The organism is Trichocoleus sp. ST-U1 (genome assembly GCF_039961835.1).
In the GTDB taxonomy this organism is placed as follows: domain Bacteria; phylum Cyanobacteriota; class Cyanobacteriia; order Cyanobacteriales; family FACHB-T130; genus FACHB-T130.
The window spans coordinates 96,352-107,341 of record NZ_JAMPJZ010000012.1; the positions used below are offsets into that span (position 1 = coordinate 96,352).

9 protein-coding genes and 1 pseudogene are annotated in these 10,990 nt (G+C 44.9%); 7 read left to right on the forward strand and 3 right to left on the reverse strand.

Annotated features, from left to right (window positions below; all coding sequences use genetic code 11):
• Nucleotides 1–89 precede the first annotated feature (89 nt).
• The 4 genes from NDA06_RS07295 (at nucleotide 90) to era (ending at nucleotide 5,581) form a co-directional block, all read left to right on the forward strand.
• Entirely contained in the window at nucleotides 90–2,303 is a 2,214-nt protein-coding gene (locus NDA06_RS07295; protein ID WP_190985152.1) for a Piwi domain-containing protein, read from the forward strand.
• A gap of 351 nt (nucleotides 2,304–2,654) precedes the next feature.
• The gene (locus NDA06_RS07300; RefSeq protein ID WP_190688783.1) at nucleotides 2,655–3,293 is read left to right on the forward strand and encodes a histidine phosphatase family protein; all 639 of its coding nucleotides are present in this window, start codon (nucleotides 2,655–2,657) and stop codon (nucleotides 3,291–3,293) included.
• Nucleotides 3,294–3,443: 150 nt separating this feature from the next.
• On the forward strand, nucleotides 3,444–4,568 hold the full coding sequence (locus tag NDA06_RS07305) for a succinylglutamate desuccinylase/aspartoacylase family protein (protein ID WP_190985151.1): 1,125 nt from the start codon (nucleotides 3,444–3,446) through the stop codon (nucleotides 4,566–4,568).
• Between the two features lie 23 nt (nucleotides 4,569–4,591).
• Nucleotides 4,592–5,581 (forward strand): GTPase Era, encoded by a 990-nt coding sequence (gene era, locus NDA06_RS07310; protein WP_190985187.1) that lies wholly within the window; start codon nucleotides 4,592–4,594, stop codon nucleotides 5,579–5,581.
• Nucleotides 5,582–5,698: 117 nt separating this feature from the next.
• Here era and purB read toward each other — a convergent pair whose 3' ends face one another.
• Nucleotides 5,699–6,994 carry an adenylosuccinate lyase gene (purB, locus tag NDA06_RS07315; protein ID WP_190985186.1) on the reverse strand — a complete coding sequence of 432 codons (1,296 nt, stop codon included), beginning with the start codon at nucleotides 6,992–6,994 and terminating at the stop codon, nucleotides 5,699–5,701.
• A 115-nt stretch (nucleotides 6,995–7,109) separates the two neighbouring features.
• On the opposite strand from purB, the gene NDA06_RS07320 reads away from it, so the two are divergent.
• Nucleotides 7,110–7,823, forward strand: a complete 714-nt coding sequence (locus NDA06_RS07320) for a tetratricopeptide repeat protein (protein WP_190676025.1) — start codon at nucleotides 7,110–7,112, stop codon at nucleotides 7,821–7,823.
• 254 nt (nucleotides 7,824–8,077) lie between these two features.
• On the opposite strand, the gene NDA06_RS07325 is transcribed toward NDA06_RS07320, so the two are convergent.
• Both NDA06_RS07325 and NDA06_RS07330 read right to left on the reverse strand, forming a co-directional pair.
• Entirely contained in the window at nucleotides 8,078–8,533 is a 456-nt protein-coding gene (locus NDA06_RS07325) for an Appr-1-p processing protein (RefSeq protein WP_190985150.1), read from the reverse strand.
• Nucleotide 8,534: 1 nt separating this feature from the next.
• The gene (locus NDA06_RS07330) at nucleotides 8,535–10,064 is read right to left on the reverse strand and encodes a YifB family Mg chelatase-like AAA ATPase (RefSeq protein ID WP_190985149.1); all 1,530 of its coding nucleotides are present in this window, start codon (nucleotides 10,062–10,064) and stop codon (nucleotides 8,535–8,537) included.
• 208 nt (nucleotides 10,065–10,272) lie between these two features.
• Here NDA06_RS07330 and NDA06_RS07335 point away from each other — a divergent pair, with 208 nt between their 5' ends.
• Nucleotides 10,273–10,623 carry a histidine triad nucleotide-binding protein gene (locus NDA06_RS07335; RefSeq protein ID WP_190667786.1) on the forward strand — a complete coding sequence of 117 codons (351 nt, stop codon included), beginning with the start codon at nucleotides 10,273–10,275 and terminating at the stop codon, nucleotides 10,621–10,623.
• A gap of 124 nt (nucleotides 10,624–10,747) precedes the next feature.
• Nucleotides 10,748–10,990, forward strand: a pseudogene (locus NDA06_RS07340) (photosystem II q(b) protein); the annotation flags it as partial.

A 10,990-nucleotide genomic window follows, 5' to 3' on the forward strand; every position in this document is an offset into this window, starting at 1 on the left:
CGGATGTACCTCTCTTCTCCAGGAAGGGGGATTTTTATTTTTATATAGTTCCTAGATACTATTGACTTAATTATGGCAGTACATATATAGTGTTTTTTCGACCAAATCACATTAAATTTCTGCCACATATAAGACCAAAAAGAATGGCAATTCACGAACTTAGTTTTCAATCTATAAAGCCAATCGCAGCACTTTCTTTCTACGCTCATCGGGTGGACTTAAACCAAGCGATCGCTCCCAATCAATTAGCCTCAGAACTAGGTAAGCTAGCTAGCTGTCTGCGTCGGGAAAAGAGAATACCTGTAGTAGCCGATACAACAGAATTTTGCTTGCTGAGTCCTTCCCAACTAAAGAGTAATGGTTCCTTTCAGATTTTGTCATTTTTAGCTGTAGACATAACTGCCCCTAAATATCGCCGTCAGTTAGAGCAGATTCTGAATCTAGGCGTGAGCGATTACTTCCGCAGCCGGGGTTTAAGAGTGGATGCTTACGAGCGCGAGGTTTTTTTGGAGACACTAAAGATTTCAGAGGAGATTGAAGCACAGCGATTTATTAAATGGAATCTGCGTATCGATACCGACAAATATGTATTCTTTTCCATCGACTATAGCAACTCGTATCACAGCCGTTACACGCTAGATGAACGTGAGTTATCAAGTTTGACTCCTGACCAGCAGCTAGTTCACAGCTATGATGGAAAAAGCTGTCGCTATGTGGGATTAGCTGGATTTACAGTCTCCGATATTCAAAGCGGATTAGGTAATATCAGCCTACTGGAGTACCATCGCCGCAAAGGAGAAGTCTCTGAACAAGTTCTCAGTGCCATTCCTCCTGAAACGCCTGCTATCAACGTCAACTACGGTTCAAAGGGAGAAGATTTGATCTACCCCCACATTTCTCATTTGCTCAAAAAAACATTTACCAAAGATGACGTTGAGGCTAGAGTATTTAATGCTCAAATTTGGTCTATTGATAAGCGATTTAAAACAGCCATCCAGGAAATTGGGCATTTAAATGACTCCCTAGGAATAGACATACCTGGTCAAAAAATTACTTTTAACACGGCTCCATATTATCCAGATCCTCAAAGAGACTTTCCTGAAAAGCATAAAAATAATCTCGATTTTGGTAAAAGCTGTTTTGGCAGCTACCCCACCCAAGGGCTAAGAAAAAAAAGATTACTAGAAAAGCCAGAACAGATAAAAATTGTGGTTTTTCATCCAGAAAACTGGAAGGTTATTGAATGGTGCGAAGAGTTTGAGAAATTTGCAGCAGGTTTCGGCATTCAATTTATATTGATACAAGACGATTTTTTTGAATATTACTCTTATCGTATAGGTAACACTTTAGAAATTCAGCGAAAATGCCGTGATTTAGAAAAATATGACCTAGCACTAATATTTGTACCGGATAAAGAAGAATTTATATTAAACCCCAAATTTGATCCATACCCCATATTTAAACGAGAATTTGTTAAAGCTATGTTGCCTTCTCAGGCAATTGAAGAAAGTACACTAAAAGCTAAGTTTGAAGATAATACAGGTTACAATCTGTTGTTAGGAATATTGGGGAAATTGGGCTATTGCCCTTGGCAACTTAAACATATGCCTGGAGAAGCACAAGCTTTTCTGGGTTTGGATATTGGGCGCAAAGATGGTGTAGCTGTTGGTGTAGCTGCATTTATTGTGAGTCCGCAAGGGAAGGTTCTTGGGTGGTTCCCTGCCAACTTTCAGAGTCACCGGGAAACTTTTGATATTACAGCTTTACGCAGTATTATTTTTGATTTAATTAACCTTTATGAAGAAAGAAATCAAACTCCCCTTAACCATTTAGTTATTCACCGAGATGGTTATTTCCAAGCAGATGAACTTGATTTGCTAGATGAACTTATGCCGGAATTAAGCCAAGCGGGAATACAGAAATTAGATGCAGTGGAAATTCTGAAGTCTGGATATCCTCGTGCTGGGCAGTGGAATGAGAAATCCAAAAAATGGGAAAATCCCCGTAGAGGATTAGCATGGCCTATTTCGGAGACTGAAGTTGCTCTGATGACCACAGGTAAAACAGAAATAAAAGGGGGAACTAATTTTGTTCCACGTCCGATTATCGTACGACGGCGACGTGGTGAAACCAGACCTGGATTCTTAGCTGCTCAAGTTTACTGGCTGAGCGAAATGCATATTGGTTCGACCCAAACAATCCGCTTGCCCATTACAACTTACTATCCTGATATGGCTGCTGAGTATGCTTTGGAAGGGCTGTTGCCGACTGGATTACAAAAGGGTTGCAAGTTGCCTTTCTAGTCGCTACGTCTTTATGCTACAAAGTTTACTTTCACTTATAATCACTCGCATTCTCCCCAAATTTAGCTCAGTAAAAACTAGCCTAGAATGTGACTACTGCGCGATCGCAACCAAAAAGGTGGAATCTGAAGCAAGTAGCAGTGAGTCAATAGATCGGATACTGGCTCAAACTGGCATGACTAAGGATGAATTAGCTGCGAATTAGCTGATATTTTTGATACAAGTAAACCGGTTCCCTATGATGCTAGTAGTTGACGCTAAACTCTTTGACGCTAGATAAGGGTGTGCGTAAAAACATCATTATCCCAAAGGTGGTTGTATCCTTAACTCAGATAATCGGAGAAAACTACCTTGAGTCTAAAGCTTTATTTCCTCCGCCACGGACAAACAGACCGCAGCCGAGATAATGTTTTCTGTGGTTCCATAGATCCAGATTTGACGCCAGATGGACTAGAGATGGCAAAAGCTTTTGCTGTTACCTATCGTTCCCTACCTTGGAATGCTATTTTTTGTAGTCCAATGCGGCGTACCGTAGCAACTGCAAAACCGCTGTGTGAAGCTGTGGGGATGCAGATGGAATTGCGGGACGGTTTGAAAGAGATTAACTATGGTAAGTGGGAAGGAAAAACTATAGAAACCGTTGACCGGGAGTATCACGATGATTATATTCGCTGGACTGCCGATCCTGCTTGGTATCCGCCGACTGAGGGAGAATTAGCAGTAGCGATCGCTCACCGTTCGTTACAAGTGATTGAAGAAATCAAGCAGCGGTTTAACAACGGCAATGTTTTGATTGTTGCACACAAAGCGACTATCCGAATTATGCTGTGTAGCTTGCTGGGAATTGATGTCGGACGCTTTCGTTTTCGCTTGGGATGTCCGGTGGGTTCGGTCAGTATAGTGGAGTTTGGCGCTCATGGGCCATTACTTCATGCTTTAAGCGATCGCATTCATTTGGATGAGCGTTTGCGTACCTTACCCGGTACATGATTTATTTGTAAGTTACCTAGTGATTAGAAATCACGGCTATACAAACAAAGTCTGCTTTCGCAGATAACATTAAAACCTGCGGAGGCGGGTTTCGTCTGTGTAGCCGCGAATTTCATTCGCCAAGGTATATTAATGTAAGATAATTTCTCCATGATTCCTACTATTTCTACAGTACCAATTCAACAATTAGCTTCAGGCGATCGCCTCTCGATTCAAGTTTATAAATTTATTGGTGCTAACCCTGGTAAAAAAACATATTTACAAGCCAATCTGCACGGTGCAGAGATTGTTGGCAATGCTGTCATTCACCAGCTAATCGAGTTTCTGGTTAGTATCAAGGATACCCAGCTTAAGGGTGAAATTTGGCTAGTTCCTGTTTGCAATCCCATCAGTACCAATCAGCGGACTCATTATTTTTCCACAGGTCGATACAATCCCAGCGATGGCAAAGACTGGAATCGCATTTTCTGGGACTATGAAAAGGAATGTGAAAATTTAGAAGAATTTACAAAACATCACATCAATCTTGAGGTTGATGCTATACAGAACGAATATTTTAAGCGTATTAAAACAATTTTTGACAAGCTTTTAGAAAAAATCAAGTCTCCCAGTGGAGCGCCTTTTAATGAACGATACCGCTATCAGTTACAATCTTTGTGCTTGGATGCTGATTATGTAATTGATATTCATAGCTCGTCTAATCAAGCGATAGATTACTTATATGGCTTCCACCGTAGAGAAGAAAGTGCCAAGTATTTTTTACTTGAGCGTGAAATTTTACTGAATGAATATGATGGAGATGCTTTTGATGAAGCTTTCCTAAAGCCTTGGTTAGCCTTAGAAAATCAGCTCGAAACTCTAGGAAAACCGATAGTTTTTGATAAAGAATCTTGGACGCTAGAACTGGGTTCGGGAATGCAAATGAATCCGGAATCAGTGGAGAAAGGAGTCCAAGGCATCAAAAATTACTTAGCCCAGAAAGACGTTTTATCGATTCCTGATTTTCCTTTACCGCAAACTGCATCCCACAAAGTAACTTTTGTTTCAAAAAGCACCCTAAAAAAATATTATGCACCTAGGGGAGGAATGATCCAATCGAGAGTCAAACTAGGTGCTTCAATCGAGGCTGGGGAAAGGCTTTATCAAATTATTAGCTTTAATAAAGAGGAATTACCAAAATTAATTGATGTTTGTGCGGAGAACGCTGGTTTAGTCTTTGATATTTCGACGAATCACGCAGTTAACGAAGGAGAGTATGTATTATCAGTGATGTAGGGGTTTTTAAAAACGCAAACATGATGGAAGATGGGACGACGACAAACGCAGCAGTTAATAAAGGCGAGGGAAATATCCTAGACGAGTCAGGAATTTTCAGCATTCCGAAAGCCCCGGAAGGATATAAATCGGGCTTCATTGGGATTATTGGACGCCCTAATGTGGGTAAGTCTACATTGATGAACTATATGGTGGGGCAAAAAATTGCCATCACTTCGCCAGTGGCGCAGACGACACGCAACCGACTCCGGGGTATCGTGACGACGCCAGAGGCACAGATGATTTTTGTTGATACCCCAGGAATTCATAAACCGCACCACCAGTTAGGGGAGGTGTTGGTGAAAAATGCCCAGATTGCGATTGAGTCGGTGGATTTGGTGCTGTTTGTAGTGGATGGAGCGGTAGACTCTGGAGGAGGCGATCGCTATATTGTCGATATTCTTAGCCGCACCAAGACGCCAGTGATGTTGGGGATGAACAAAATCGACCTGCGAACCTCAGATTCCCCACAAATTGATGAGAGTTATACGCAGCTAGCTGAACCCTACAACTGGCCGATTGTGAAGTTCTCTGCCGTCACCGGAGAGGGAGTTGAGGCGTTGCAGCAATTACTCAGCGATCGCCTAGAACCAGGGCCATACTATTATCCTCCTGATTATGTTACCGACCAGCCGGAACGCTTCATCATGGGGGAACTGATTCGAGAACAAATTTTGCTGCTAACCCGCGAAGAAGTTCCCCACTCAGTCGCCGTTACGATTGACATGGTGGAGGAAGAACCAACGATTACTCGCCTTCTGGCGACTATCTACGTTGAACGCGACTCCCAAAAGGGGATTGTGATTGGCAAAGGCGGAACGATGCTCAAAGCGATTGGTAGTGCCGCCCGAGAACAAATCCAAAAGTTAATTGCGGGGAAAGTTTATCTGGAGTTATTTGTGAAAGTGCAGCCGAAATGGCGGCAGTCTCGACTACATTTAGCAGATTTGGGGTACAGGGTGGAACAGGAATAAACCGCAAAGACGCGAAGGACACGAAGGAAGAAAGAGAAGAAGAAAACTCTTCTTTTTCTTCCTTCGCGCTCTATAGCGCTAACGCGCATGGCTCCGCTAGTGCGTCTTTGCAGTTCCTCAAATCCCCAAACGTTGATAAATCTCGTCTAAATGCTGCAAATGATGCTGCGGAGCGAAACACGCCTCAACTTCTTCTGAAGAAAGATGCTGTGTAACGCGGCTGTCTTTAGCAATCAAATCGTGGAAATCGCCATCGGTCTTATTCCACGCTTGATGGGCGCAAGACTGCACCGTTGCATAGGCGTCCTCGCGGCTCATTCCTTTTTCTACCAGAGTGAGCATGACTCGCTGGCTGAAGACAACGCCGCCGTAGCAATTCATATTCCGTTCCATGTTTTCGGGATAAACCAGCAGGTTTTTCACCAAATCGGTTATTTCCGCTAACATGAAGTGCGTTATGGTGCAGGAATCGGGCAGGATCATCCGCTCCACGGAACTGTGAGAGATGTCCCGTTCGTGCCAAAGGGCGACATTTTCCAAAGCTGCAACAGCATGACCCCGGACAACTCGTGCCATTCCCGTTAATCGCTCCGAACGAATCGGGTTGCGCTTGTGCGGCATCGCAGAGGAGCCTTTTTGTCCTTTAGAGAAGAATTCTTCGACTTCTAGGACATCCGTGCGTTGCAGGTTGCGAATTTCGACAGCAAATCGCTCAATCGAGGCAGCCACTAAAGCCAAAGTTTGTACAAAATCGGCATGGCGATCGCGCGAAATTACTTGCGTCGATGCTGTATCCGGTTCGAGTCCCAGTTTTTGGCAAGCGATCGCTTCAACTCTCGGCTCAATATTGGCGTAGGTTCCTACTGCACCGGAAATCTTGCCAACGGCAATTTCTTTGCGAAGACGCTGAAGGCGATCGCGCGATCGCAATACTTCTGCCAACCATCCCGCTAGCTTAAAGCCAAATGTAATCGGTTCCGCATGAATGCCGTGCGATCGCCCAATCATCACCGTATTCTTATGCTGCTGCGCCTGCTGGCGAATTGCTGCAATCAAATCTTCCACCCCTGCCAGCAACACATCCAAGCTGGCGACCAGTTGCAGCGCCAAAGCTGTATCCAGCACATCCGAACTGGTTAATCCCAGGTGAATGTAGCGCCCCGCGTCGCCTACATATTCATTGACGTTTGTCAAGAACGCGATCATATCGTGGCGGACTTCAGCCTCAATTTCCAGCACCCGCTTCGGGTCAAAATTAGCTTTCGCCTTAATTTCCTCAACCGCCTGGGTTGGAATATAACCCAGTTCAGCTTGGGCTTCACAGACTGCAATTTCAACCTGGAGCCAAGTTTTCAGTTTATAGGTGTCAGTCCACAAGTTGCCCATCTCAGGCAACGTATAACGCTCGATCACAGCAAGTGTCGCAGAATACAACCGTTTTATTGTACAACTGACGGTCAGATATGCCGCGACTCAAAAAATGCTTCTTGTCGAAAAATCCCTAATTTGATTTATTAAGGAGTTAAGGATGACTTGTAATTTTCTCAATTTGAATTCTTTATCTGTCTTTTTAGTCACCTCGGTAACAGTAACAGCAATTATCAGTACTGCACCTTTAGTAGCGATCGCCGATCCATCAGAAAATTACCAGACTCAGGGTAGCAATTCTAACAAGGCGATTTCGCACTACGCACGAGGGATTGCTCTTTATGACAAAGGAGATAAGCAAGAAGCCATTGAGGAGTTTAACCAGGCACTTCAGCTTAATCCTAATTATGTTGCAGCTTACTTATATCGAGGTAAGTCCCGCCAGGATTTAAAAGATTATCAGCAAGCAATTGAGGATTACAACCAAGTAATTCAGCGCAACCCTAATTATGTTTTAGCTTACTTAGAGCGAGGTACTTCCCGTACATTTCTGAGAGACTATCAGGGAGCAGCAGAAGACTATAGTCAGGCAATCCGCCTTTCCCCAATGAATTTCTTTGCCTACGATTATCGAGGATTGGCTCAGCAACGGGTTGGAAATTATCAAGAATCAATCAAAGACTTCGATCGAGCTATCGAAATTAATCCTGATTATGCCTACGGTTATTACGACCGAGGAATTTCTCACCGCAGTTTAGGAGACAAGAAAAAGGCATTTGAGGATTTTCAAAAAGCTGCTAACTTGTTTCAGAGGCAAGGAAATAAAGAACAGTATCAAAACCTGCTGGAAGAAATTAAGAAACTAAGATTGTAATGCATATTTTGTGCCTTTTTCAGGGCAAAAACTCATCTTAATTACTGCATTCTATCGAATATGCAATACTAAATTGCTTCGGCAACATAATGGGTCTTGAGGTCTTCATCTCCGTTGAAATGGCAAAATTAAGGTTAATTCAAAAAAATGCGATTGCTAACCTCCCTTTACCACTACTTCTTTATCTATAAATCTGTTCGTTCGTGCTGGTAATCGTCGCGCACAAATCACTTCATTGTTAACAGAAACAATCTCTAGCCCTCTTCTGGCTTGCGACAGATGATGGCATGAGGACACTCCTGTTCGATGATGACTTGGATGATGTTCCAATCTCCACCTGCAAGCCCGCAGGACATACCAGAAGGAATATAAACCGGAAGAGCATTCTCGGTTGACCAAGCATTAACTTGCTTCAGTCCCGTCCGCACCGCTTCATAGTCAGTGTAGATAATACCTTGAGCAGGGTTAGCACGACCATAGTTCCACTGTCCTGCCAAGTTGCAAACGTATAAGGGTGCATCTGTAACCTTGACAAATTGCACCATTCCCAACTGCCATTGACCCTTATACTTGTGATAGTCTTCGTAGACAATAGGCCAGCGATCGCGAATTTGTAGAGCCAAACCTGCTCCCATGCGTCCCTGACAATTCACCTGATGACAGATAACGCCACGCTCTACTTCAAGAATGTCCTGGCTTATTGTTTCCATATCACTGCATTCTATCTATCGTGCGGTACTGAATGGCTTCGGCAACGTGGTGGGTTTTGAGGTTTTCATCACTAGCTAAATCGGCAATAGTACGCGCTACTTTTAAAATGCGATCGCTGGCTCTGGCTGATAACCCTAATTTGCGAATGGCTGCTTCTAATAAGTGGCGAGAAGCATCATCCAGTTGACACCATTGCCGCAGATGACCACTTTGCATCTGAGCATTGCAACGCACAGATGAATCGTCTTTAAATCGAGTATGAGCGCGATCGCGTGCTGTTTCTACTCGTTCCCTGACAGGTGCCGACTCTTCCCCAGTCGGTTGTTGCGTAATTTCCTCTGGCTTGAGGCGATTCACTGCAACTTGCAAATCGATCCGATCCATCAAAGGGCCAGAAAGCTTTGCCCAGTATTGTTCTCGCTGTCGAGGGGAACAGGTGCAAGCTTGAATCGTATCGCCAAAGTAACCGCACGGACAGGGATTGGTACTAGCAACTAAAGTAAACTGAGCCGGAAACATGACCGATTGGCGAGTGCGGGAGATAGTGACAAAACCATCTTCAAGCGGCTGACGCAAGAATTCCAGCACATCTCGCTTAAATTCTGTAAGTTCGTCCAGAAATAAAACGCCCCGATGCGCTAAAGATATTTCTCCCGGACGCGGAAAACTACCGCCACCAACCAGGGAGGGGCCAGAAGCGGAGTGGTGAGGACTGCGGTAAGGGCGATCGCTTACTAGCGATCCTCTATTCTTAAGTAACCCTGCAACTGAGTGGATTTGAGTCACTTCGAGGGCTTCGTCAAAGCTTAACGGCGGTAATATCCCCGGTAAGCGCCGCGCTAGCATCGTCTTCCCACTTCCCGGTGGTCCGACAAACACTAAGTTATGTCCACCAGCCGCCGCAATTTCTAGGGCACGACGGGCAAAGCTCTGTCCTTTTACATCCTTTAAGTCTGCACTGCTGAAGTGGGTTTTAGCTAACTCCTCTCTACCATCCACCTGCACTGGCGAATAACGCTCTGGCTCATTGAGAAAATCAGCCACTTGGGACAGATTTTTGAAACCGTAGACTGCTAGACCTTTGACAACAGCTGCTTCCCGCGCATTATTAGCTGGAACGACTAAACCTGCGATTCCCATTCGTTGGGCAGCGGCGGCAATTGGCAGCACCCCGGCAACCGGACGAAGACTTCCATCTAGGGAAACTTCCCCTAAGAATAAATAATCTCCTAACAACTGGGCACTCACCTGCTCAGACGCCGCCATGATGCCCACACTGATGGGCAAATCAAAGCTGGGGCCTTCCTTTCGTAAATCCGCAGGTGTCAGATTTATGACAATTTTTTTCATCGGAAAGGCATAACCCGCATTCTTCAGTGCCGCCTTCACCCTCTCCTTCGACTCCTGAACTGCGGTGTCGGGCAATCCCACCAGCACAATTCCCGGCAATCCTCCCGATACATCGACTTCAACCCCCACCTTCACCGCATCGATACCGACGATAGATGCACTCCAAACCCTAGCCAGCATGGCAATCTCGCCCCACTTTTGTTTGATGATGCTGTTGGTATTTGCCGTAGTCCAAACCCGTTTTCATTTAGAAACCAGGTTTGTAACAAGTTTTATGAGAAGCCAACCAACAGAATCTTTTATTAGAGTTCCCGCGATCGCGCTTAGCTTTATCGTTCGGGCTTAAAATGGCTGCAAGCACAGCTAATCACCGAAATAACCAAGCAACATGAGTGAAACGACAGGAACCATCTTCAGCAAGATAATCCGCCGCGAAATCCCCGCAGACATTGTGTATGAGGACGATCTGGCACTTGCCTTTAAAGATATTCAACCCCAAGCCCCCATTCACATCCTCGTGATTCCCAAGCAGCCGATTCCTCAGCTTGCCGATGCCGATTCTCAGGATCGCGACCTCCTGGGTCACTTGTTACTGATTGTTAAGAATGTTGCAGAAAAAGCCGGACTCGACAACGGCTACCGCGTTGTCATTAACACCGGCTCGGATGGGGGGCAAACCGTACCCCATCTACATTTGCACATTCTGGGCGGACGCCAGATGAAATGGCCTCCAGGCTGAATCAGGAAGCCGAAAAAATTTTTGTTGAAAAAGCTTTACAAAACTCAATAGATGAGTTAATCTTGAAAACAAGGTAGAGAAATTACTACCTCGAACCTAGAAAATTCAAAGCAATCATAAAAACATGACCACAACCTTACAAAGACGCGAAAGCGCCAACGTATGGCAACGGTTCTGCGATTGGGTCACATCAACCGACAACCGCCTGTATGTAGGCTGGTTCGGCGTTCTGATGATCCCAACCCTACTGTCTGCCACCATCTGTTTCATCATCGCCTTCATCGCCGCTCCTCCCGTGGACATCGATGGCATCCGCGAACCCGTAGCTGGTTCCTTGATGTACGGCAACAACATCATCTCCGGAGCC

Bases quoted from the DNA above. Each gene is read 5' to 3' on its own strand.
- NDA06_RS07330 (WP_190985149.1), bottom strand. From the start codon at position 10,064: ATGCTGGCTAGGGTTTGGAGTGCATCTATCGTCGGTATCGATGCGGTG.
- era (WP_190985187.1), top strand. From the start codon at position 4,592: ATGGAAGATGGGACGACGACAAACGCAGCAGTTAATAAAGGCGAGGGA.
- NDA06_RS07325 (WP_190985150.1), bottom strand. From the start codon at position 8,533: ATGGAAACAATAAGCCAGGACATTCTTGAAGTAGAGCGTGGCGTTATC.
- NDA06_RS07320 (WP_190676025.1), top strand. From the start codon at position 7,110: ATGACTTGTAATTTTCTCAATTTGAATTCTTTATCTGTCTTTTTAGTC.
- NDA06_RS07305 (WP_190985151.1), top strand. From the start codon at position 3,444: ATGATTCCTACTATTTCTACAGTACCAATTCAACAATTAGCTTCAGGC.
- NDA06_RS07335 (WP_190667786.1), top strand. From the start codon at position 10,273: ATGAGTGAAACGACAGGAACCATCTTCAGCAAGATAATCCGCCGCGAA.